Annotated in this window: 19 protein-coding genes; 10 read left to right on the plus strand and 9 right to left on the minus strand. The window is 67.9% G+C overall.

The window, feature by feature from the left end; all coding sequences use genetic code 11:
* The first annotated feature begins 168 nt into the window (after window positions 1-168).
* On the plus strand, window positions 169-951 hold the full coding sequence (locus ACTIL2_RS07460) for an ABC transporter ATP-binding protein (RefSeq protein WP_442336822.1): 783 nt from the start codon (window positions 169-171) through the stop codon (window positions 949-951).
* A gap of 10 nt (window positions 952-961) precedes the next feature.
* Entirely contained in the window at window positions 962-1735 is a 774-nt protein-coding gene (gene lepB / locus ACTIL2_RS07465; protein WP_442336823.1) for a signal peptidase I, read from the plus strand.
* Window positions 1736-1890: 155 nt separating this feature from the next.
* On the opposite strand, the gene ACTIL2_RS07470 is transcribed toward lepB, so the two are convergent.
* The 3 genes from ACTIL2_RS07470 to phoA are packed head-to-tail and all read right to left on the minus strand — an operon-like array spanning window position 1891 to window position 5421.
* Entirely contained in the window at window positions 1891-2556 is a 666-nt protein-coding gene (locus tag ACTIL2_RS07470; RefSeq protein ID WP_442336824.1) for a histidine phosphatase family protein, read from the minus strand.
* Window positions 2557-2567: 11 nt separating this feature from the next.
* On the minus strand, window positions 2568-3842 hold the full coding sequence (locus tag ACTIL2_RS07475) for a dicarboxylate/amino acid:cation symporter (RefSeq protein WP_442336825.1): 1275 nt from the start codon (window positions 3840-3842) through the stop codon (window positions 2568-2570).
* A 49-nt stretch (window positions 3843-3891) separates the two neighbouring features.
* Window positions 3892-5421 (minus strand): alkaline phosphatase, encoded by a 1530-nt coding sequence (gene phoA / locus ACTIL2_RS07480; protein ID WP_442336826.1) that lies wholly within the window; start codon window positions 5419-5421, stop codon window positions 3892-3894.
* Window positions 5422-5584: 163 nt separating this feature from the next.
* Between phoA and ACTIL2_RS07485 the strand changes: the two genes are divergently transcribed.
* The gene (locus ACTIL2_RS07485) at window positions 5585-6541 is read left to right on the plus strand and encodes a hypothetical protein (protein ID WP_442336827.1); all 957 of its coding nucleotides are present in this window, start codon (window positions 5585-5587) and stop codon (window positions 6539-6541) included.
* 10 nt (window positions 6542-6551) lie between these two features.
* A complete protein-coding gene (locus ACTIL2_RS07490) occupies window positions 6552-7190 on the plus strand; it encodes a hypothetical protein (RefSeq protein WP_442336828.1) in 639 nt (212 codons plus the stop codon).
* A gap of 205 nt (window positions 7191-7395) precedes the next feature.
* Here ACTIL2_RS07490 and ACTIL2_RS07495 read toward each other — a convergent pair whose 3' ends face one another.
* On the minus strand, window positions 7396-9246 hold the full coding sequence (locus tag ACTIL2_RS07495) for a hypothetical protein (RefSeq protein WP_442336829.1): 1851 nt from the start codon (window positions 9244-9246) through the stop codon (window positions 7396-7398).
* A gap of 155 nt (window positions 9247-9401) precedes the next feature.
* On the minus strand, window positions 9402-10019 hold the full coding sequence (locus ACTIL2_RS07500; RefSeq protein ID WP_442336830.1) for a sugar O-acetyltransferase: 618 nt from the start codon (window positions 10017-10019) through the stop codon (window positions 9402-9404).
* Between the two features lie 95 nt (window positions 10020-10114).
* On the opposite strand from ACTIL2_RS07500, the gene ACTIL2_RS07505 reads away from it, so the two are divergent.
* The 3 genes from ACTIL2_RS07505 to ACTIL2_RS07515 all read left to right on the plus strand — a co-directional run bounded on the left by ACTIL2_RS07505 (window position 10115) and on the right by ACTIL2_RS07515 (window position 12882).
* Window positions 10115-11368 (plus strand): cystathionine gamma-synthase, encoded by a 1254-nt coding sequence (locus ACTIL2_RS07505; protein ID WP_442336831.1) that lies wholly within the window; start codon window positions 10115-10117, stop codon window positions 11366-11368.
* Window positions 11365-12486: a hypothetical protein gene (locus ACTIL2_RS07510; RefSeq protein WP_442336832.1), complete on the plus strand. Its 1122-nt coding sequence runs from the start codon at window positions 11365-11367 to the stop codon at window positions 12484-12486. The genes ACTIL2_RS07505 and ACTIL2_RS07510 overlap by 4 nt, the downstream gene beginning before the upstream one ends.
* Window positions 12487-12561: 75 nt before the next feature.
* Window positions 12562-12882, plus strand: coding sequence for a YdeI/OmpD-associated family protein (locus ACTIL2_RS07515; RefSeq protein ID WP_442336833.1), 321 nt, complete (start codon window positions 12562-12564; stop codon window positions 12880-12882).
* Between the two features lie 329 nt (window positions 12883-13211).
* Here ACTIL2_RS07515 and ACTIL2_RS07520 read toward each other — a convergent pair whose 3' ends face one another.
* The 3 genes from ACTIL2_RS07520 to ACTIL2_RS07530 all read right to left on the minus strand — a co-directional run bounded on the left by ACTIL2_RS07520 (window position 13212) and on the right by ACTIL2_RS07530 (window position 16990).
* Window positions 13212-14237, minus strand: a complete 1026-nt coding sequence (locus ACTIL2_RS07520; protein ID WP_442336834.1) for a zinc-dependent alcohol dehydrogenase — start codon at window positions 14235-14237, stop codon at window positions 13212-13214.
* A 303-nt stretch (window positions 14238-14540) separates the two neighbouring features.
* Window positions 14541-15134: a DNA-3-methyladenine glycosylase gene (locus ACTIL2_RS07525; protein WP_442336835.1), complete on the minus strand. Its 594-nt coding sequence runs from the start codon at window positions 15132-15134 to the stop codon at window positions 14541-14543.
* Window positions 15131-16990, minus strand: a complete 1860-nt coding sequence (locus tag ACTIL2_RS07530) for an FAD/NAD(P)-binding protein (RefSeq protein ID WP_442336836.1) — start codon at window positions 16988-16990, stop codon at window positions 15131-15133. The genes ACTIL2_RS07525 and ACTIL2_RS07530 overlap by 4 nt, the downstream gene beginning before the upstream one ends.
* 36 nt (window positions 16991-17026) lie before the next feature.
* On the opposite strand from ACTIL2_RS07530, the gene ACTIL2_RS07535 reads away from it, so the two are divergent.
* Window positions 17027-18040 carry an aldo/keto reductase gene (locus ACTIL2_RS07535; RefSeq protein WP_442336837.1) on the plus strand — a complete coding sequence of 338 codons (1014 nt, stop codon included), beginning with the start codon at window positions 17027-17029 and terminating at the stop codon, window positions 18038-18040.
* Between the two features lie 15 nt (window positions 18041-18055).
* Window positions 18056-18721 (plus strand): GNAT family N-acetyltransferase, encoded by a 666-nt coding sequence (locus ACTIL2_RS07540; RefSeq protein ID WP_442336838.1) that lies wholly within the window; start codon window positions 18056-18058, stop codon window positions 18719-18721.
* Between the two features lie 184 nt (window positions 18722-18905).
* Here the strand turns inward: ACTIL2_RS07540 and ACTIL2_RS07545 are convergent, their stop codons facing one another.
* On the minus strand, window positions 18906-19757 hold the full coding sequence (locus ACTIL2_RS07545; RefSeq protein ID WP_442336839.1) for an SDR family NAD(P)-dependent oxidoreductase: 852 nt from the start codon (window positions 19755-19757) through the stop codon (window positions 18906-18908).
* A 78-nt stretch (window positions 19758-19835) separates the two neighbouring features.
* Here ACTIL2_RS07545 and ACTIL2_RS07550 point away from each other — a divergent pair, with 78 nt between their 5' ends.
* The gene (locus ACTIL2_RS07550) at window positions 19836-22247 is read left to right on the plus strand and encodes an acyltransferase family protein (protein WP_442336840.1); all 2412 of its coding nucleotides are present in this window, start codon (window positions 19836-19838) and stop codon (window positions 22245-22247) included.

The following is a 22247-nucleotide window of genomic DNA, read 5'->3' on the forward strand; positions in this document are numbered from 1 at the left end:
GGGGCCGGGTCAGGCGACCGGAAGGTGCTTTTGTTGGCAAACAGCCGGGTGCCGACGAAAACGGTACTGCACAGTGGCGGAGCAGCATAAAAGAGCAGTACCACGCCCCCACTTCCGGGGTGGAGGCCGCTCCCCGGCCAGGCGGCACGGAGAGTAACGTGCCCCGACATGAACGCAGCACCGGCAGCACTCCAGATCGACCACACCACCGTCCGGCGGGGAGACAACCACCTCATCGAGGACGTGTCGGTCACCGTCCCCACCGGGACGCACTGGGCGGTGCTCGGGCCGAACGGGGCCGGCAAGTCCACGATCCTCAAGCTCGCCGGCGCGAGGCTCTACCCCACCACCGGGACGGTGACGATCCTCGGCGAGCAGCTGGGACGCACCGACACCCGGGAACTCCAGAAGCACATCGGCTACGTCGACCCGAAGCAGCGCCTCGACGACATCAGCGCCCACGAGGCCGTCCTGTCCGGGGTCTCCGCATCCAACGGGCGCATCCAGCGCTTCGACTACGAACCGTTCCAGGGGCGTGCCACCGCGATGCTCGGGCTCGTCGACATGGACGGGCGCGCCGACCGGACCTGGAGCCAGATGAGCCAGGGGGAGAAGGCCCGCACCCTCATCGCCCGTGCCCTGGTCACCAACCCGGACATGCTGCTGCTCGACGAGCCGAGCACCGGACTGGACCTGCCCGGGCGCGAGACCCTGCTGCGGGTCATCGACGATCTGCGGGCCTCACTGCCCGACCTCACCACCGTCCTGATCACCCACCACGTGGAGGAGGTCGCCGCGTCCACCACCGACGTCCTGATGGTGAAGGACGGCGGGATCCTCGCCGCAGGGCCGGTGGGGCAGGCCATGACCAGGGAGAACCTGGGCGTCCTCTACGACATGGATGTGGCGCTTGAGCGGGTCGGCGGGCGCTGGTTCGCCTTCAGCGGATAGGCTCGCAAGAGTGAGTGACAGCAGAGCAGTGGAACCAGAGCCGGTGGACCCGGGCCACGATCCGTCGGCGGGCGGTGCGGCGGCGCAGAAACCGAAGAAGAGGATGCCGGTCTGGGCCGAGTACGTCGTGACCTTCATCGTGGCGATCCTCCTGCTCGGACTGTTCAACACCTTCATCGGACGGCTCTACCAGATCCCGTCGGAGTCCATGGAACCCACGCTCGTCGGTTGCGAGGGCTGCACCGACGACCGCATTTTCGTGGACAAGGTCTCCTACCGTTTCAGCGATGTCGATCAGGGTGACGTGGTCGTGTTCAGCGGTACCGACGCATGGTCGGAGGATTACACCTCGGCACGGTCCTCGCAGCCGCTCGTCGCCGCGGCACAGAATGGTCTGGAGAAGATCGGCATCCTCGCCCCCGATGAGTTCACCCTGGTCAAGCGCGTGATCGCGACCGGCGGGCAGACCGTGCAGTGCCAGGAGGGCGACCCCGGCATCATGGTCGACGGCGAGGAGGTGGACGACTCCTACACCCAGGAGCCGATGTCCTACACCGTGGACCCGCGCACCGGCTCGGACGAGTGCCAGGGTGACTACTTCGGGCCGGTGGAGGTGCCGGAGGACAAGCTGTGGCTGATGGGCGACAACCGCACCAACTCGAAGGACGCCCGCTACTACAACCTCGCCGGCGACCCCGAGCAGGGACTGATTCCGGAGGACAACGTGGTTGGCAAGGTGCAGTTCAAGGTCTGGCCGCTGAACCGTCTCGGCGGGGTCAGCTGAGGCGGTCAGGAGGCATCAGTGGCACCTGGAGTGCGGCATCGAATGTCGCGGGTTGTGAGACGGCCCGACCGAGCGAAATGCGCTCGGCACTCGCCCTGGCACGGGCGGCGTTCAAGACGGTGGGTTCGAGATCAAGGGTAGTCCGCATGCCAGCATCACCGCGTCAAGTGCGAGAGGTCGTTGAGACTGACCAGGGTGTGATTGTGGAAGTAGACGTCCTCGCGGAGGTGGGTGATGCTTCCGGGGGAGACGCGGAACCGCGCGTAGGAGAGCGCGTCCACGGGCAGACGCAGGTAGTGGGCGATCACCGGTGTCGCCGCACCGCCGTGGGTGACCACGATGGTGGTTGAGGGCGCACCGTTCCCGGCGCCGTGCGTGGCATGCCTCTCCACCTGCTCCATCCCGGCGTAGACGCGCCGGACGAACGTGCCCATCGTTTCCGCACCCTCGATGCGCTCATCGTGCTCCAGCCTCTCGCCGCCAGCCGGCGGCGGGACGAAGCGCTCGCGGAACCAGGTGTCCGACTGTCCTTCGCCGACACCGTAGGACTTCTCCCGCAGTTCAGCCAGGAAGGTGACATCGTCCGGCCCGCGCCCGAGTCTTCCTGCGATCGGGGTGGTCGTCTCCCGGCACCGCGCCAGATCGGAGGTGAACACGGAGATGGGGCCGTCAGTGTCCCTTACGCGACGGGCCAGCTCATCGGCGATGCGTCCCGCGTCCTGAACGCCGCGATCGGTGAGGTGGGAATCGAACCAGCCTCCCACCCGGTTCTCGCGGTGGTGGCTGGCTTCGGGGTGTACGACGACGAAGAGGTCCCGCATACCGTGGGAGTCTAGTTCCGGCCCTCGGTGATGTCCTCGGCGATTGCACGGCTGCTCGCGGCCTCGTGGGAGTCGACACCGGAGAGGTCGGCGTCCTCCTGCGCGTCCCGCACCCCGAGCTTGCCACCCGACAGCTTGTTGACGATCATCGCCAGCGCACCGTCGCCGGTGACGTTCGCAGCCGTCCCGAAGGAGTCGATGGCGATGTACGCGGCGATCATGATCGCGATCTGGTCCGCGTCGAAACCGAGGCTGGTCTGCAGCACACCGACAGCCGCCATGATCGCGCCACCGGGCACGCCCGGTGCGGCGACCATCATGATGCCCAGCAGGAACAGGAAGCCCAGGATCTGTGCTGCGCTGATGTCCAGGTCGAACAGGTGGATCACCGCCAGGGCGAACAGGGTGATCTTCATCATCGACCCCGCCAGGTGGATCGTCGCGCACAGCGGCACCACGAACCCGGCGACATTGTCCGGCACCCCGTTCTTCTTCACGCATTCCAGGGTGACCGGGATCGTCGCGGCGGAGGAGGACGTCCCCAACGCGGTGGCGTAGGCGGGCATCATCGTCCACAGGGCCCGGAAGGGGTTGCGGTGAGTGATCGCGCCGGCCAGCAGGTACTGGGCAAGGACGAACAGGACGGTCATGACCACCGCGAGGATCAGCACCTTCAGGAAGGCGGAGATCACGTCGGTGAGGTGACCGTTCATGCCCATCGACAGGAAGACGCCGAAGACGAAGACCGGCAGCAGCGGGATCACGAAGACCTTGATGACCTTCATCACGATGCTCTCCAGCTCGCGGGAGGCGGTGTAGAGCAGGTCGGACTTGACCGCGGTCATCGCCAGGCCGATGCAGAAGGCCAGGATCAACGCCGTCATCACCTCGAAGGGCGCGGGCATCTCGATCTCGAAGTAGGGCGCCAGGGCACCCTCGTCGATGTCGACGAGGGTGTCCAGCGAGTCGTTGCCCAGCAGCCAGCCGTAGGTCAGCGTCGCCACCGCGAAGGCGGTCAGCCCCGAGATGATCGTGGAGGCGTAGGCGATGCCGGCGGTGATCCCGAGCCAGCGTCCGGCGCCGCGTCCGATCCCGGCGATCGCCGGTGTGATCAGGGCGAAGATCAGCACCGGGATGAACAGGTCGAGGAAGTTGCTGAACAGTCCGTTGAAGGTCACGAACACCTTGGCGAGCCACTCCGGGAAGAAGAGGCTGAAAACGATGCCGAGGATGATCGCGACGACGATCCGGAAGAGCAGGTTCCCGGCGAGATTCTTGAGCGTCATGGAGGTGACGTTATTCCACCCGCCGGGCGCTGCAGAAATGCGGGGGTGGTTACTCCCCGTTGCCGAGGCTGAGGGCGTCGGCGATGGTGAAGTGCAGGTCGGTCTGGTCGGTCAGTCCGGAAACGTTCGCGGCGGACGGGCCGTAGGCCGCAATGCGCAGCTGGGCGCCGGTGTGACCCTGGTCCTGCAGGTCCTGGTCCTCCGAGGTGGCGTAGCCGATGGTCATGTCCTCACCGTCGGCGGTGACGATGTTGCTGGACAGGCCCGGGTAGACGGCGCGGCGGGCATCCTCGACGCTGACGTCGTTCTCCTCGGCGATGCCCTCGATGTCCTCGTCACTGACATTGCCCAGCACCTGGCTGGTGTGGGCGTGGTCGGCGGTGACCAGGACGAGGGTCTCGCCGTCCTCCTCGGCGAATTTCAGAGCCTCCTGGGTGGCCTCGTCCAGGTCGACGGTCTCGCCGATCTGGCCGCACGGGTTGGCGGAGTGGTTCTCCTTGTCGATCGAGGCGCCCTCGACCTGCAGGAAGAAACCGTTCTCCTCGCCGTTGTCGTTGCTGCCCAGCAGGTCGATGGCCTTGTTGGTCATCCCGGCGAGGGAGGGGATGTCGTCGGTGCGCTCCGGGTTGTCGGTGCACTCCTGGGCATCGTCGAGGTAGCCGGCCTGGGTGGCCTGCTCGCCCTCCCAGCGCACGGGCATGTTGCCGTCGGCGAAGAGGCCGAGGACGGGAGAGTCGTCGTTGGCCTCGCTGACCGCGTCGAGTTCCTCGGCGTTGGTCGGCAGCTGGTAGCCGCGGTCCTCGGCCTGCTCCAGCAGGGTCTGGCCCTCCCAGTCGCCGGCCTTGGCGGTCTGCGCGAAGCTCTCCGCGCCGCCGCCGAGGGTCACGTCCGCGCGGGACTCGAGGTACTGCTCGGAGATCGACCCCTCGCCGCCCTGGTCCAGGAGGTCATCGCCGCATTCCTCGGTGTCCTCCGGGCCGTAGCACTTGCGCTCACCGACGTGGGAGGCTTGGACAGCCGGGGTGGCGTCCTGGATCTCAGCGGTGGAGACGTTGCCGGTGGCCAGCCCGCCGGCCTTGGCCTTCTCGATGAGGTTCTCCTGGTTCTCACCGTTGATGTCCACGCCGATGGCACCGTTATAGGACTTCGTGCCGGTGGCCCAGGCGGTGCCGGACGCGGCGCTGTCTGTCACGTAGTTCGGCGAGCCGTCCTCGTTGAGGGCGTAGTGGGTGTACTGGCCGGTGACGGGGAGGGCGTCTAGGCCCTTGAAGCTTCCCGCGGCGCCCTCGGCGACGTTGCGGGCGGCGGTGATCTCAGAATCGCCCATGCCGTCGCCGATGAGGAGGATGACGTTCTTAGCTCCCGTTTCGGAGACGGCGTCGCGGACGTAGTCGCCCTGGTCGCCGTCCAGCCGCTGGGCCCCGCCGTTGGCGGACAGGTCACCCTCGGCGGCGCGGTCCTGGGGTTCGACGGCACTGCTGCCGTCGCCGGCGTTCTCGTCGGCGTCACCGTCGCCGCAGGCAGCGGCGGTGGCGAGGAGGGAGATCGCGCCGACGGCGGCGATGGCGGTGCGAGTCATGCGTGTACGCGTGTTGTTCACTTTTCACTCTCTTGTGTACGTCAGGGGTCCGTCGCCGGACGCCACGGTGCGGGAGTGAACATGTGGTGAGTCCTTGAGGACGGTCCGGTGAACTCGCGATGAATCTGCAGGGAGATAAGTTGCATATGTTCTAATACTTGCCATGACGTTTTCATGGACACAGAAAAGAACCTTCAGGCGTGGTGCTGCAGCGGCTGTCGCGCTGGTCACCGCCACCGCGCTCGCCGCCTGTGGCGACGATGATTCCTCGGATGATGCCGCGGCCACCGGCGCCGCGGCCGCGACGGACGGACTCGATGCCTCGGAGGGGCTTGAGCTCACCGGCGTGCTCGCCGACTACCAGGAGAAGGCCGAGGAACTCGGCTACGAGGATTGCATGGGTGCCCCGGACATCGCGATGGACAACGCGATGAGCCTGCACTGCTTCGGCACCGAGTCCACGGATCTGGCGCAGTTCCAGTTGTTCGACCGTGAGGACGTTGACTCCGGTGAGGAGGTTGCCGAGGCGAAGCTCCAGGAGGTCCTCGACGCTGATCCCGAGGGGGGAGTCACCCGGGAAACCATCGGCGGGACCTACCGCCCGGTGGACGGGGACGATGTCAGCGGGTTCTGCAGTGACACGATGGATGGTTGTGACGAGGTTATCGGTGACCTGGGGCTGGACATCGGACTGCTCGAGGGGGCTCTCAATGATGAGGAGCTTGAGCAGCACACGGCAGATGAGGCCGACCGCTCTGCACGGGAGTACGAGAAGCAGCTCGAGGAGGAGGAAGCACAGCGTCAGGAGGAGCTGCAGAACTACGAGGGCTGGGGGAGCCTCGAGGAAGCGACCGAGCAGTTGGACGCCTGGGAGATCCACTGCACCGAGGAATCCGCACGCGAAGGTGAGGTGGCCTGGTGCAACCTCGACTCGATGATGGTCATCTTCGACAAGAGCCTCGACGATCTGGAGGACGAGGGTGCCTTCGACGAGGTCGGTCGCGACGAGATGGTGTCGGTGTCCGATGGTGACTGGCAGGTGCTGTGCACGCCGGGCTCACTCGATGAGTGCGACATCGTCGCGGACAAGACCGGTCAGTCGGTCGACGACGACGCGTAGGTCGGACGCAGTGAGGTCACCACGTTTCGGTGCATCGGCACCCCGTCTGGCGGCTGCCGCGGTCGCGGCGGCCGTCCTGTCGGTGTCCGCGACAGCGTGTTCGCTCAATGGCAGCACCCACGATGCAGCCGAGGGGCGGGACCTCTCGTCCAAGAAGCTGGGCGGTGCGGCGGGTGGGGGTACGCCCGTTGCCCCTCCGGAATCCGAGCCCGGATTCGACACTGGTAATCCAGCGGGTGTTGATGCGTCCGAGGCGCTCACCGAGTTCTCGCGTGCGGCGCAGGAGTACGGCTACTCGTGCCTGATGGCACCGAGTATCCCTTTCGACATGGTGCCCTACGCGTCCTGCACCCCGGCGGACCCCGAGGACACCGACCAGCTCATCGACTTCCCGGTGATTCAGGTCTACGACCGTGAGGACGTGGCGACCGGGGCGGAGGTCGCCGAGGAAGAGCTCCGCATGGTGCAGGAGTACGACGAGAGCGGAACCCTGACCCGGAACTTCCTGACCAGGAGTTACCGACCCGTTGACGGGGAGAATCTCAGCGGTGTCTGCCATGATTCCCTCAACGGGTGCAGCGGGCCGGTGGAGGCGCTGGGCCTCACGCTCGGCATGCTCGACGCTGACGACGGGCAGGACGTCCGCTAGGAGCGTGGGTCTTCAACCTGTTCCTCGTGGCCGCCCGGACTGCAAGGGTGCTGCTCCACCGGAGAGGCACTGGTGTGAGGAGAGGGGCCCATCGGCAACTTCGCACCGCTTTGGCCATTTCTTCTTAAGCCGATCTGCTGAAACCGGTGCGGTGTTGCTGGTCTGCCGGTTGAGACTCCCGGACAGGAACTGAAGACCCACGCTCCTAGTCGTCCGATCCGTCCGAACCCCCCACGCCGGCAAGTTCGGCGAGCCAGGAGATGTCGTCGCCCAGGGTCACGCTGTCCCGCCAGTTCCCGTAGATGACATCGGGACGGGTCAGGTTATCCAGCACGACTGTACCCAGCCCGAAGGCGTTGTCCCAGGTGACCAGGCTGACCTTGGGGAGTAGGCCGGCATCCGAATCATCGGCGATGCGCTCCAGTTCAGGCAGGCCGATCAGGTTCGGGCGCTCATTCCCGTTGACCTCCACGGCCGGGAAGAACACCACACGGTGGCCCAGCCACTCCACGGTCACCGGCTCGCGTAGGCCGTAGTCGCTGGTCACCCAGGCGCCGATGGTGGTGCGGGTTGTTGTCTCCCCGTCCGGCCCCTCGATCTCCTCGGTGTACCTGTCGGTGGTGTACCGCACGAAGTCCTTGGCGAACGTCAGGCGGTCGTCCTCGGAGGTGAGGTCGGCCATCAGGTCGTCGAGGAACGGGGTGTCCTCGGTCTCGCCGGTGAACTGTTTGAGCAGGGCATCGTTGCCCAGCACCAGCGAGGTCACGTCGGTGATGCCCACCTGCGTCTGGCGGCTCTCCCCGGGTTCGGGATCGCGCAGGTCCTGGTAGCTGTCGAAGGTGCCGAGGATGTTCGCGCAGCTCCCCAGCCCTTCCGCGTTGGCGTGGGCGAACAGGCCGAAGCAGCTGACCTCCTTCAGCGCGGGAATGTCCAGGTCGTCGACCATGGTCAGCATGTCCTCGATCTCCTCGCCGGCGAAGTCGACGATGCCGGCCTCGCGAAGTGCGGTGAAGTCGATGGCGTTGCCGAACCAGCTGACGCCGATCTCGTCGGTGTCCATGTTCATCGCGGAACTGAAGCCGAGCCGCGTGTAGGCGATGGAGCTGCGTTCCTCATCGGCGCCGGCCAGGGCGATGCCCGGAAGTTCAAGCAACTGGTGGGCTTCGGCGGTGGCATTGCCGCCGCGCATGGCCGCGGCGACCTGCGTCCCGTCGCCGATGACCGTCGAGGTGCCTTCCGGTTCCGCGCGTCCCGGCAGTTCCACCGGCTGGGTGTAGTTGTAGGACTCGCCGGTGAGGTACTCGGCGATCTTCAGGGCATCGGTGCGCTTCGCGAGGTTGGTGTCCTGAGTCTTTTCTACCCACTGGCCGAGGCAGCGTCCTGCAATAACCACACCGGTGCACTCGCGCTCGGTCACCATGTTCACGGGCAGCGCCGCGTCCCGCTGCACCTGCGCGTAGGACGAGTACTTCCCCAGCTGGGTCGGGTCGATGCGGGGCAGGCCGAGACCCGGGATGCCGGCGACGATGTTCTTGATCGTGTCACTGCCCAGGGCGGCGGTACTGATCAGCTCGATGAGGTTGCGCTCCCCGAGCCGGACGGTGCCGACCAGGGGGATGTTGATGTCGTCGCCCAGGTCGACGGTCATCTCCTCGGCGACCATCCCCACTTCGACGGACTCGGGCAGGACAACCGCGATGCCGTCCCCGGTGGACTGGCTGCAGTCGGCCACCGCCGTCGGGGTGACGTCCGGGTCGTTGAGGACGTCCTCCGGGACGGGGCCGTCGCCGGTCTGGCAGACCTCGATGTAGTCGAGGATCAGCTCGTTCTCCAGCAGGTCGCCGATCTGGCCGAGGTCGATGCCATTGGCGAAGGTCTCGGGTGTGCCGGTCACGCCCGGGTCGAAATCCGTTCCTTCGGCGGCTTCGGGGTGGATGCGCGGAGCGGCGTCCTGCGCGGCGGCAGTGGGCATGGCGGCGGCGGCCCCGATGGCCAGGGCTGCCCCGAAGGCGCCGATACTGAGGGCGGTCTGTTTCCAGGAGGTCCCGGCGGTCATGGTGGCGATGGCCTTCCATTCTCTATTGTTAGATCAAACTAAGAGTCAGAAAAGTCCATCTTCGCCAAGATCCGCCACAATGTCACGCATGATGCCCCTGGGGGTAGTGTGACGGGTGTGGTTGGTGTGAAAGGTGGGACGAAAGCCGCCGTGTCCTACAGCTCCCGCACCACCCGGGCCGGCGTCCCCACCGCCAGCACATTCGACGGCAGGTCACGGGTGACCACCGACCCGGCCCCGACCACGGTGTTGTCGCCGATGACCACCCCGGCGCACACCGTCACCCCGCCGCCGAACCACACATTCCTCCCCAGCGTGATCGGTGCCCCGTACTCCCAGCCGGACGCCCGAAGTTCGTGGTTCTCCATCGGATGCAACGGGGTCAGGAATTTCGCGCCCGGCCCGATCTGGCAGTTGTCCCCGATGGTCACCGGGCACACGTCCAGGATGGTGGCGTCCACGTTGATGAACACCCGGTCGCCCAGGTGGATGTTCGCCCCGTAGTCCACACGCAGTCCCGGCCAGACCGTGACGTTCTCCCCGGCGGATCCCAGCAGCTCCCGGATCTGGCCTTCGTAGGACGCCTCGTCCGCCGGGTCGGTCTGCCCCAGCCGGAAACAGGCGGAGCGTGCGGAGAGGGACGCGTCGGCGATCTCCCCGTCCGCTTCCGCGTTGTACAGCTCGCCGGCCACCATGCGCTGCCACATGGTGCGGGGATCGGCCTCGGCGGCGGCGCGCGCGTCCGCCTCGGTCATGTCAGTCATGTCGGTCATGCCGACCAGTATGCCGGACGCTGAAGCGGACAAGGCTGTTCGATAGGATGGGGCCGGTAGCCAGCGACCATGAGCAGCCCCAGGAGAACCACCCCATGACAAGTGTCGACAACGCCGAGCACGAGTCCCGTGCCGATGCCGGGACGGCCGCCCGCCGTGCCGCGGCCCTCGCTGCCGGCGACCGCCTGTCCGACGCGTCCGGACGTCCCTACGGTTTCGACACGAACGCCATCCACTCCGGCTACGAGCCGGACGGGCAGACCGGCGCGATCAACGTTCCGATCTACGCCTCCACCACCTACGCGCAGGACGGCGTCGCCCAGCTCCGCGGCGGTTTCGAGTACTCGCGCTGTGGCAACCCCACGGTCACCGCGCTGGAGGAGACCGTTGCCGCACTGGAGGGTGCCCGGTTCGGACGCGCCTTCGGCTCGGGCATGGCCGCCACCGACACCCTGCTGCGTGCGCTGCTGAAGCCCGGGGAGCACGTGGTCCTCGGCAATGACGCCTACGGCGGCACCTTCCGCCTGCTCGACACCACCTACAGGGACTGGGGTGTGGAGACCTCGGTGGTGGACACCGCCGACACCGACCAGATCGTCGCCGCGCTGCGCCCGGACACGAAGCTGGTGTGGCTGGAGACGCCGACCAACCCGCTGCTCGGCATCACCGACATCGCGGCCACCGCCACGGCACTGCAGGGCCACGGTGCGAAGCTCGTCGTGGACAACACCTTCGCCAGCCCCTACCTGCAGAAGCCGCTGGACCTGGGAGCGGACGTGGTCATGCACTCCACCACCAAGTACCTCGGCGGCCACTCCGACGTGGTCGGCGGGGTGATCGTCACCAACGACGAGGACCTGGACGGCGAACTGCTGTTCCTCCAGGGCGGTGTGGGTGCCGTCCCCGGACCCTTCGACGCCTACCTGACCTACCGGGGCATCAAGACACTGGGCGTGCGCATGGACCGGCACTGCTCCAATGCGCAGGCCGTCGCCGAGTTCCTGGACGCACGCCCCGAGATCTCGCACGTGCTCTACCCGGGACTCCCCGGCCATCCGGGACACGACACCGCCGCCGCGCAGATGTCCGGTTTCGGGGCGATGGTGTCGGTGCGTTTCGCCGGGGGAGAGGCCCCCGCACTGCAGTTCTGCGAGAACACGCGGCTGATCTGCCTGGCGGAGTCGCTGGGAGGGGTGGAGTCGCTGCTCGAGCACCCGGCGAAGATGACCCACCAGTCCGCCGCCGGTTCCGCCCTGGAAGTGCCGGACGACCTGGTGAGGATCTCCATCGGCATCGAGAACATCGATGACCTGCTCGCCGATCTCGAGCAGGCGCTGGACGCACTGTGACCCCCGCGCCGGGGTCCCCCATCGCCGATTTCTGGGAGTGGTGGCCGACCGTCGCGTCCCGCTTCGCCGCCGTGTTCGACGGTGACACGGCTACTGCGCAGGGACTGACACCGCAGGACATCGTCCCGGAACTCACCGGGAGGGTCCGTGCCATCAACCCCGACCTGGAGTGGGAGTTCGGCCCCGGCACCGGGGGCGCACGCCACTGCCTGACGGTGACGGCCGGGGGAGTCCCCGGGCTGCGTCCGGACGCGCGGCGCTGGTTGGACGCGGCCCCCGCGCCGGACGCGGCATGGTCCTTCGCGGACATGCGGCTGGCGTCCCCGAACTCCGTGCTTCAGTGGGACGGGCTGACATACGACCCCGTCGACTGCCGCATCGGACTGCAGGCAGGTCACAGCATTGTCCATGTCACGCTGTGGCACCCGAACTGGGGTCCGGCGAAGACCTCGGCGCTGCGCCGCGGACTGTTCGGCGGCACGGGATCAACCGAGGGGACCGCCCCTGACCTGCAGGCCGGGTTCCTGATGCTGGACGCGGCACTCGGTGAGGCAGCAGTGTCCACCTGGCTGGGGTCGATCGACGTCACGGACGAGAGTCCGAAGGACGCCGTCACCATGGATGACCTCCGGGGACTGCTGGGGCGGATGGCCGCGGACTCGGTGGACCCGGAGGGGAACCCCGCGTGGACCGTCCTGCGCTTCGAGCAGGGAACCGCGCGCACTATCGTCCCGGCGACGCCGATGGTCGCCCCGTCCTGCGACCTGCACGTGGCGGTGACGCTGCCGATCGACCCCGTCGCGGCGTCCGACCTGACCGGTGCGCAGGTCACCCACCTGGTCAGCGCCATCGAGGATGCGCTGGACGCGACGGTGAAGGAGAACTCCGCCGGACTGCTCGTCGCCGTGGTGACCCGTACCGGGGAGGAGGGGGAGAGTGCGACGATGCACCTGTACCTCGACTCCGCGGCCGATGGTGTGGGCGGCCCCGACGGCACCGGTGACCGTTCCGTGCTGAACACCCTGAACACGGTCGCCTCCACCTGGGACCTCGGCGACGCCGACGTCACCGAGGAGGCGGACCCGTCATGGGACGCGGTACGGGCCTTCAGGGTGTGAATCACTCGACAAACTGGGGGGGATGCGCGCCGGTGCTGGTGCGGGACAGGGTGCTCATCCTGTATCTTCAGTCGCATGAGTGAGCCCACCGCCCCCGCCACTGCCTCCGGGCCCACCGCGGTCCCCGGCGGCGTCGTCCATGAATTGCCCGAGGATCTGCGCGCAGCGATCCTGGGTGGGGAGCGCGGTGAGGGTGACGACGGAAGCCCGTCGGTGGCCCGCAGCGTCCTGCCCCTGTGGGAGGACATCACCCCGCTGGCCCGCAACGAGTTCATCTGCTGGGTCGAGGACGCCATGCAGGCGAAGACCCGGGCCCGGAGAATCCGTCGGACCTGCGAGGAACTGGAGGACGGACAGCGCAGGCCATGCTGCTGGCCCGGCTGCAAGCACCGGTAGGCCGTCCGCGCTGACGATATGTTTCGGGAGATCCTGGCCCGACAGAAGGAGGCGGGGAAAGAGACTGAGCGACGGCTGGTTGACCGGTGACCCGGAGAAGTTGGACGATGCAGCGAAGACAGGTTGTCGTTCCGGCCCCCAGCGCACCGGTTCGGGGCTTTTCTCTGCAGTGGAACGTGGGAAAGCGGTGCGGGGATTCCCGGGTTCGCATGTGTTGTTCGGGGTCCGGCGTCAGTGTGGGTGCACGCGCAAAGGCCCACCCCGTGGAACGGGACAGCCATGGACCGTCCGACGGGGTGGGCCTGAGTTCTCGGGGCATTGCCCCGGTGTCAGTACTTGATCGCGATACGTCCGTCGATCTTTCCCTGCTCCATCGTCTCGAGGACATCGTTGATGTCCTCGAGCTGGCAGGACTTCACCGTCGGCTTGACGAGGCCACGGGAGTAGAAGTCCAGCGCCTCGACCTGGTCCTGACGGTCACCGACGAGCGAGCCGCGGATCGTGAGACCCTTGAGCACGATGTCGAAGATGGGGGCCGGGAAATCTCCCGGGGGCAGACCATTGAACACGATGGTCCCGGCACGGCGCGCCATGTTGATCGCCTGGCCGAAAGCCTGCGGGTGCACCGCGGTGACGAGCACGCCGTGCGAACCGCCGTCGGTGTACTCCTGGACGGCTTCGGCGGGGTCGACATCCGCCGCGTTGACCGTGAACTCCGCGCCGTGCTTCTTGGCGAGCTCCAGCTTGTCGTCGGCGATGTCCACGGCGATGACGCGCATACCCATCGCCACGCCGTACTGCACGGCGAGGTGGCCGAGACCACCGACACCGGAGATCACGACGAACTGGCCGGGCTTGGTCTCGGAGACCTTCAGCCCCTTGTAGACGGTCACACCGGCACACAGGATCGGTGCCACCTCGACGGGGTCGGACCCCTCGGGGATGCGGGGTGCGTAGCGGGTGTCGACGAGCATGTAGGTGCCGAAGGAACCGTTGGCCGTGTAGCCGCCGTACTCGGCGTTGGGGCACAGGGTCTCCCAGCCCTTGCGGCACTGTTCGCACTCGCCGCAGGCCGACCAGATCCAGGCGTTGCCCACCAGATCGCCGACGCTCACGCTGTGCTCGCCGGGGCCGAGTTCGACGACTTCGCCGACGCCCTCATGGCCGGGGATGAAGGGGGGTTCGGGCTTGACAGGCCAATCGCCGTGCGCGGCGTGGAGATCGGTGTGGCATACGCCGGAGGCGATGAGCTTCACCAGGGCCTGGTTGGGGCCGGGGGTCGGCAGGTCAAGGTCGCGAATGGCCAGCGGGTCGCGGAACTTCTCCACGACTGCGGCATGAAGCTGATCTGACATGTAAGGCTCCCGTTCAAGTGGGGGATAAGTGAGGGTGATGCACTGCGACATCCCGCTGGAGTGCGGGCAGGCAGTGACGAGAACGCTAGCAACGTCAAAAGTGTGACGGCCACCACTTTTTCGGGGAACGTGCGGCGAGGGGCCCTTGGTGAACGTCAGGAAAAGACGTCTGAACTGCTGTGATTCCTGCAGAAATCACCCCCGAGAACCATCTGTGAGAAAGTCTTCCGGGGGTGAAGCGGGGCCGAATTCCTCCCACAAGGCGGGAACAGCCGTAGCGAAACAGATATATCGGCGCAGATATCAGCGCGGCCGTCCGCGCGGTGTGGTCACCGTACGGTCCCCCGGGATCCAGAATCGCAGGGGAGCGTCCCTGTTCTTCGAGATACCGATCCGTGGTCCGCTAACCCAGTCCACGGGACCGGGCGCCGGGGTGAGTGTGAACGGGGAGTGGTCGTCACCCGTGTTCTGCGTGATCACCGAACCGTTGAGGTCCAGCTCCAGACCCAGCACCGCGCCCAGGTTGCCCGGGCCCCGGGCCAGCCCGTCGTCCTGCGGTTTCGGACCCCGCCGGTCCCGTGCCACGTCCGATCCCCCAACCACGCGTCCTGCCCGCATCAGCACCCCGGCCCCGGTGCCCTCCCCGCGGCACACGATATTGCCTGCCCGGTGGATCCCGTAGGACGCGTAGACGTACAGCCTCCCCGGCGGGCCGAACATCGTCGCGCACCGTGGGGTGGGGCCGTTGTAGGTGTGGGACGCCGGATCCCCGACGCCCGGGTACGCCTCGACCTCGGTGAGTACGACAGCGACGGTTCCCTCCGGTGACCTGCGTCGGAGCGTGGCTCCGAGCAGCTGCGGAGCCACAATCTCCGGTGGGGACGACAGGTCGATCACGGCAGCTCAACCCCGCAGATCCGCAATGCCGACACCGCTGCCGCATCCGTCTCCTGCAGGAACACCGGGTCGCTCCCCGGCATCGGGGAGATCGTCCGGTCGGCACGGACGTCCTGCATCGGGATCCCGATCATGTGCACCCGTGGATCCGGGTGCCCGTCCCCGCGCACGAGCCTGCCCGTGGCCGGGTCGACCTCCGGGGCGCGGGACGTCCTGACTCCGCCGGTCCCACCACCGGAGCCCTCGTCGAACGCCCACGGTCGCAACCGTCCCGCATCCTTCAACGCACTGGTCACCGGGTCGGATGGGGAGCGGGCGTCCGGTTTGTGCATCCAGGCGTCCACCAGCGTGCGCGACGGGACGTCCACGTCGCCGGTGGTGTCCGAGGTCATCACGAACGCGGGGGTCTCCGGATCGATCACCACCGTCGGGTGGCTCCCGAGGAACCGGACGTAGCCGGCGTCGATGAGGCAGAGCAGCTCCGCGGTGCGGAACGCCGGTGGGCCGGAGCCGACCATCTGTCCGACTCGGCGCAGCTCGGCGTAGGTCGACCGGCGCGATGCCAGGGTGAAGCGCCCCGGCTCGTCGGCGAGCGCCGCGGGCTTGCGGGCCGACCCGATGACCTGCAGGCCCGCCTTGACCGCGGAGCCCCGGCCGAGCCACGCCTCCTGCAGGTCGGAGGCCGTCCGGTCGGCGATGAACGTGGTCAGTTCCCCGACGGTGCCGGTGAATCCACGGACCGGGTCGGCGTGGGACGGCAGGTCGAAGCGGTCGTCCCCGTCCGGGACGAGTTCAGCCAGCGCGGGGTCATTGTGCAGCAGCCACGGCTCCATCCCCGGGGAGTCGATCAGCTCGGTCACCGCAGCCAGGCGTTCCGGATCGTCACGCAGCAGCACCGTGTAGTACGCGGCCTGGGCGTCCCGCAGGATCGCCGGCCACAGGGCCGCCCCGAAGTCGACCGACCCGGGCCCGGGACCGGTGGGCAACTCGTCCAGGGCCGCCCGGAACCGGGGCATCACCGCTGCGGGTGGCAGCGAGCCGTACACCGGTTTCGGCTGGTAGGGGTATCCGTGGTGGGACGCGACGACCAGGTGTGGCTCGCGCCCGGAAGCCTCGTAGCGCAGTCCCGAGCGCGACGCGGTATCGGGGACGAACCTCCCTCCACGGTCGACCGTCACCATCGCCATCAGGTCGAAGAAACCCATGCCCAGGCCCCGGACCAGCACATCCTGCCCGGACTCCGCGTAGGACGGAATGGCGTCCACGTCCTGGTCGCAGGGGTTCCCGGGACGTACCCAGGTCAGCTCACCGAACATGCCGCACGAGGCCGCCATGAAGGACTCCATCGCGTCCGGCTGCGGTGCCGTCCACCCGAGGGCCAGCACCGTGGTATCGGCGTCGATGACCGTGCCGTCGGCGCAGGAGATGCGGTCGCGCCCCGCCCCCTCACTGATGTCCGTGGCGAGGGTCCGGTGGATCTCCACGGTGATCTGCTCCGGAAGGTCGTCGAGGACCCGTGCCAGCACCCACTGGAGGTAACGCCCGAACGCCGCGCGTGGCGGGTGGGAATCCGGCCGGCCCTCGCCCATCCACTCGTGGAACGTCGGCCCCTCCACCACCGGCGCAGCCACCGACGACCCCGGCTCCGTGAACATCGTCGCCGCGTCCGCCAGCGTGTTCATGCACAACGTGGGCGACTGGTCGGTGCGCCACACCTCACCGGCCCCGGGGGCCGGATCGACCAGGTGGACGGTCAGCGGGGACGTGGGCGGGGATGCCGTGCACGCTGCACGGATGCGTTCCAGGACGGAGATTCCGCGCGGACCGCCACCGAGGATCGCGATGGTAGGGCTCATGGCTGACCACAGTATCGCGGGCGTAGCGTGGGACGCATGACTGATACGACAACCACGACCACCGTCCGTACGGCCACGTCCGGACGCGTTGAGATCCCGGGTACGGACCTCACCGTTACCCCGCTCAACCTGGGTGGAAACACCTTCGGATGGACGTCCGACCGCGAGGAGTCCTTCGCGGTCCTCGACGCCTACGTCTCCGGCGGAGGAAACTTCATCGACACCGCCGACATGTACTCCCAGTGGGGGGAGGGGCACTCCGGCGGGGAGTCGGAGACCGTCCTCGGTGAATGGTTCAGCGAACGTGGCAACCGGTCGGACATCGTGCTGGTCACCAAGGTCGGCGCCCTCCAGGACGCGCCGGGCCTGGCCCATGACACCGTCGTCGCGAACCTCGACCGCTCGCTGGAACGGCTGCAGACCGACTACGTGGACATCTACTACTACCACTACGATGACCAGTCGGTGAGCATCGAGGACCAGGTCAGGACCGCCGCCGGGCTCGTCGACTCCGGCAAGGTCCACTACCTGGGCCTGTCGAACTACACCCCGGAACGCATGCGTGAGTTCTTCGAGACCGCCCGGGAACTCGACCTGGACCAGGCCATTCCCCTGGCGATCCAGCCGCAGTACAGCCTGCTCGCCCGCTCCGGCTTCGAGAATGACTACGCGCCCGTCGTCGAGGAGTACGGCGTCGGGGTGTTCACCTACTTCTCCCTGGCGTCCGGCCTGCTGACCGGTAAGTACCGTTCCCGCGAGGACCTGTCCGGCGCTGCCCGCGAGGGCCAGACCGGCGGCTACTTCGAGGGGGACGCCGACCCCTTCGTCGTGGTTGACACCCTCGTCGACATCGCCGGTGCGCACAGCACCGACGGTGAGACGGTGGCGCCCGCCTCCGTGGCACTGGCCTGGCTGCTGGCCAGGGGCGTGACTGCGCCGATCGCCTCCGCCCGCACCCCGGAGCAGGTCGCGCCCCTGCTGGCGGCGACGACCCTGGAGCTCACCGAGCAGGAGATCGCGGCGTTGGACGCTGCCTCGGAGAACTTCTGACGGTAAACTTCGGGCATGGATGCCACACCAGACACCACCGTTGACACCACCACCGATGCTGCCCCTGATGCCGTCGAGCACGACTACCCGGTCATCCGCCCCGAGCGGACCGACGGCGAGGACATCGGAGCCATCCACGCCCTGACCGCCGAGGCCTTCGCCGGTGCCGAGCATTCGTCCGGCACAGAGTCCGCGATCATCGATGCCCTGCGGGACGCCGATGCGCTGACCATCTCGCTGGTGGCGGTCCATGCGGGACGCATCGTCGGCCACGCCGCAGCGTCCCCGGTAGTGCTCACCCCTCAGCGGGAGGCCCAGTCGGAGGTGGAGGTGGATGAGCTCGCCGAGTCCTTCGGTGACTGGTACGGGCTCGGGCCGTTGTCCGTGCACCCGGATTTCCAGCGCCAGGGTGTCGGATCCGCCCTGATGAGGGCCATGCTGGACAACCTCATTGAGCTGGGTGCCGCTGGTGCCGTGCTGCTCGGTGAGCCGTCCCTGTACTCACGGTTCGAGTTCTTCGCGCGTGACGGGTTGACGATGGAGGGGCTGCCGGAGGAGGAAGCCCCCTACTTCCAGGCGCGGCGACTGGACAGTGGTGACGGTGCTGGTGCCGCCCCCGACAACGCGGCGGCGTACCCGAAGGCCACGGTCCGCTACCACCCCGCGTTCGACGCCACATAGCGGTGTAGCGGCGCATCCCCGTGGCCTGCCCTCACAGCCTGTCCACCGCCCTCACAAGCTGTCGAGTTAACGCCGTTCGCCCGACCGTTCGTGAGGGCACCTGACGGTTTGCGAGGGCGGCTGGCACCGGAGGGCGAAGTGCAGGCCCGGATCACCCGCCCGAGCAGGCCACTTACCGTCCGGGTCACTCCCCGCGCCGGGCGAGCACCCGTCCGATCGTCCTCGTCACGAACAGGTAGCCCGGCCGGGTGAACCGCTTCGAGTACCAGGAGAAGGTGGCGAAGCCGTCCGGGGTCACCACCAGGCGACGCGCGTCGATCCCCGTCATCGCGCGTCGGGCGACGATCTCCGCCGTCAGCCATGTCCTGGTCAGCAGCGCATTCGCCAGGGACGTCGCCGTGTCATCGTCACTGATCAGCGAGGAGGCCAGACCGGAGCGGAAGAACTGGGGGCACAGTGCGGACACCGCGATCCGCCGGTGGCGCAGCTCCGCGCTGAGGGTCTCGGCCAGGGAGACCGTGGCAGCCTTCGTGGCGTTGTACGTCGACATCGCCGGGGCGCTGACCAGCCCGGCGGCGGAGGCGGTCAGGACGATCTGCCCGCCGTCGCGGATCAGCGGCACGAAGGTGTGGCATCCACGCACCGAGCCGAGCAGGTTGATGTCCAGTGCCTTCTCCCAGGTGGACACGGGGGTGTGGTCGATGCGTCCTCCCACGGCGATGCCAGCGTTGCTGACCAGGACGTCCAGGGGATTGTCCACGCTGAACTCCGATGCGGCGTCCTCCCAGTCGGCCAGCGAGGTCACGTCCAGTGTCCGGTAGGTGACCTGTCCCGGGAAGCGTCCCGCGAGCCCGGCGATGGACTCCGGCTCCTCGCTGTGCAGGTCGGTGGCGGTCACGGTCGCGCCCCGGGCCAGGAAAAGGGTGGTCAGCTCGAGCCCCAGCCCCGATGCCGCGCCGGTGACCAGTACCTTCTGACCGGTGCGGTCGCGGTGGGGCAGGCGTGATGACAGGGATGTGGGGCGCGATGATGGCATGGGGGTGAGCGTAACCGGGGAGCAGAGGGCGTGGGGGAACTTCGGGGAGACTGCCGCGGCCGATAACATGTGGGACCAATGGAATCTGCACAGCCACGACACGACAACGGTGAGCGGAGCGGAACGCGGGTCCGCGCGCGCCCGGGCCACCGCACCGACATTGACGGCCTGCGCGGCCTCGCCATCGCGCTGGTCGTCATCTTCCACGTGTTCGTGGGCAGGGTCTCCGCCGGTGTGGACGTCTTCCTGCTGCTCGGCGGAATCTTCTTCTTCTCGCCTCAGATCCGCAATGCGCTGAACCCGGCGGGGTTGACCGTTGTGCAGTCGTTCCTGCGCATCCTGCGCCGCCTGTACCCCGCGCTGATCACGGTCGTGGCGGTGGCCGTGGCTGTCGGGGCCCTCGTCTTCGGCCGGGTGCGCTGGTCGGAGCTGGGGGAGGACGCCGCGGCATCGCTGCTGTACTTCCAGAACAAGCACCTCACGGATCTCGGCCAGGACTACTCCGCCCTGAACCGGGATGTGAGCATCTTCCAGCACATCTGGTCGATGTCGGTGCAGATGCAGATCTACGTCGGTTCCCTGGTGGTCATCGCCGCGATCGCGATGGTCGCCGGTCTGGTGGCGAAGTCCCGGGAGAACCCGGCGGCGGTGTCCCGGTTCATGCACTGGCTGCTGGTCGCCGCCACCCTGGCGAGCTTCCTCTACGCCGCGTGGCTCGGTGGCGAGGACCAGGGTGCGAACTACTACTCACCGCTGTCCCGCTTCTGGGAGATCGGGCTGGGTGGGCTCTTCGGCATCTGGCTGCTGGGCCGCACCCTGCCACGCATCTGGGAGACCCTGCGCTGGCCGTCGGGTGTGCTGGGCATCGGCCTGATCATCTGCACCGGGCTGTTCCTGGACGGCGCCGACCAGTTCCCCGGTCCGTGGACCCTGGTGCCGCTCGCCGGGGCGATACTGGTGGTGCTCGCCGGCAACCCCGTGGAGGACGACCGTGCGCCCCGGTCCGAGGGTGTCACGGCCCTGCTGGAGACCCGCCCGTTCCAGTTCCTGGGCCGCATCGCCTACAGCCTCTACCTGTGGCACTGGCCGATGCTGGTGCTGGGCACGTTCGTTCTGTCGGACGGTCCGGCCCCCGACCCGGCCGGCGGCGGGGAGGCCGCGTCCGATCCGGCGGTCGCCGACAGTGATGCCGCCGGTGCGCTCGGCGGCATCACCGCCACCCTCGGCACCGGCCAGGGGATTCTCGTGGGCGTCGGCGTGGTCGTGGCGTCCGGCGTCCTTGCCTGGGCGACGCACCGCTTCATCGAGACGCCGCTGCGGCAACGGTCGAAGCCCAGGAGGTCCTGGGTGGTCACGCCGACCTACCTGCGCGACTCCGTGACCGGACGCGGCGGCGTGGTCAGGACGTCCGCCACGCTGGCCATCGTCGTGGCCACGGCCGGGGTCCTGGCCTTCGGCCCGCTGGTGGACAGGCAGAATGACGAGGACGCCCTGACCTCCGCCTCCGAGGTCGACCCCGCCGAGTACCCGGGGCCCGCGGCGTTCCTGGAGGACGCGCCGGCCCCCGATGACGTCCCGGTCGAGCCGGACCCCGCCATCGGTGAGGAGGAGATGATCCCCGAGTCCCTGCCGGACGGTTGTTTCTCCGGATTCGCCGAATCCGGACTGATCCTCAACAAGGACTTCAATTCCTCGGACGAGCCCTGTGAGTACGGCGATGTGGACTCGGACCGCACGATGTACCTGGCCGGTGGGTCCCACTCGGAGCACTTCCTGCCCGGGCTCGAGAGGGTGGCGAAGGACCAGGGCATCAAGATCATCCCGCTCCTGAAGTCGGGCTGCGTGCTCGGTATGGCGCTGCCGCACCTCAGCGGCGACCCCTACCCTGAATGCGCGGAATGGAACGAGGTGGCCCAGCAGTACATCTTCGACAATCCGCCGACGGACGGCGTGTTCATGCCCGTCACACGCCCCACCATGATCGAGGGCGACGGCCCCGACCACGTTCCGGCGGAGTACGTGGACATGGTCACCAGGCTCACCGACGCCGGCATCCACACCTGGGGAGTGCGCGACACCCCCTGGCACATGGCCGGACCGGGGGTCCAGGGCAACGCCCGGCTGTGCATGGCCGAGGGCAACGACAACGGTGGCGACTGCGGTATCGACGAGGCGGCGAGCCTCGCCCCGGTCAACCCCGCCCCGGAGGCCTACGCCGGTCTGGATATGACCAACATCGACGTGACGGGGGCACTCTGCCGTGACGGACGCTGCCCCGCGGTCGTCGGCAACGTGCTGGTCTACCGCGACGGGCAGCACTTCACGTCGCTGTTCTCCTCGCTGCTGGGCCCGGAGCTCGAACGCCAGATGTTCGACCCGGAGGCCGCGCCGGACGGACCTGCGCCCGATCCCGCGGTCCCGGCACAGCCCGCTGCCGTGGCCGCGCCACTCCCGCAGAAGGATGTTTTCGTGTTGCCCCGCGAGGAGTGA

Origin of the sequence: Corynebacterium sp. (genome assembly GCF_052107835.1) — a bacterium.
In the GTDB taxonomy this organism is placed as follows: Bacteria; Actinomycetota; Actinomycetes; order Mycobacteriales; family Mycobacteriaceae; genus Corynebacterium.

Coding starts and splice junctions, on each gene's coding strand:
- ACTIL2_RS07550 (WP_442336840.1), top strand. CDS start 19,836: ATGGAATCTGCACAGCCACGACACGACAACGGTGAGCGGAGCGGAACG.
- ACTIL2_RS07545 (WP_442336839.1), bottom strand. CDS start 19,757: ATGCCATCATCGCGCCCCACATCCCTGTCATCACGCCTGCCCCACCGC.
- ACTIL2_RS07500 (WP_442336830.1), bottom strand. CDS start 10,019: ATGACCGACATGACTGACATGACCGAGGCGGACGCGCGCGCCGCCGCC.
- ACTIL2_RS07515 (WP_442336833.1), top strand. CDS start 12,562: ATGAGTGAGCCCACCGCCCCCGCCACTGCCTCCGGGCCCACCGCGGTC.
- ACTIL2_RS07530 (WP_442336836.1), bottom strand. CDS start 16,990: ATGAGCCCTACCATCGCGATCCTCGGTGGCGGTCCGCGCGGAATCTCC.
- phoA (WP_442336826.1), bottom strand. CDS start 5,421: ATGACTCGCACCGCCATCGCCGCCGTCGGCGCGATCTCCCTCCTCGCC.
- ACTIL2_RS07485 (WP_442336827.1), top strand. CDS start 5,585: ATGACGTTTTCATGGACACAGAAAAGAACCTTCAGGCGTGGTGCTGCA.
- ACTIL2_RS07470 (WP_442336824.1), bottom strand. CDS start 2,556: ATGCGGGACCTCTTCGTCGTCGTACACCCCGAAGCCAGCCACCACCGC.
- ACTIL2_RS07460 (WP_442336822.1), top strand. CDS start 169: ATGAACGCAGCACCGGCAGCACTCCAGATCGACCACACCACCGTCCGG.
- ACTIL2_RS07505 (WP_442336831.1), top strand. CDS start 10,115: ATGACAAGTGTCGACAACGCCGAGCACGAGTCCCGTGCCGATGCCGGG.
- ACTIL2_RS07495 (WP_442336829.1), bottom strand. CDS start 9,246: ATGACCGCCGGGACCTCCTGGAAACAGACCGCCCTCAGTATCGGCGCC.
- ACTIL2_RS07475 (WP_442336825.1), bottom strand. CDS start 3,842: ATGACGCTCAAGAATCTCGCCGGGAACCTGCTCTTCCGGATCGTCGTC.
- ACTIL2_RS07540 (WP_442336838.1), top strand. CDS start 18,056: ATGGATGCCACACCAGACACCACCGTTGACACCACCACCGATGCTGCC.
- ACTIL2_RS07520 (WP_442336834.1), bottom strand. CDS start 14,237: ATGTCAGATCAGCTTCATGCCGCAGTCGTGGAGAAGTTCCGCGACCCG.
- ACTIL2_RS07535 (WP_442336837.1), top strand. CDS start 17,027: ATGACTGATACGACAACCACGACCACCGTCCGTACGGCCACGTCCGGA.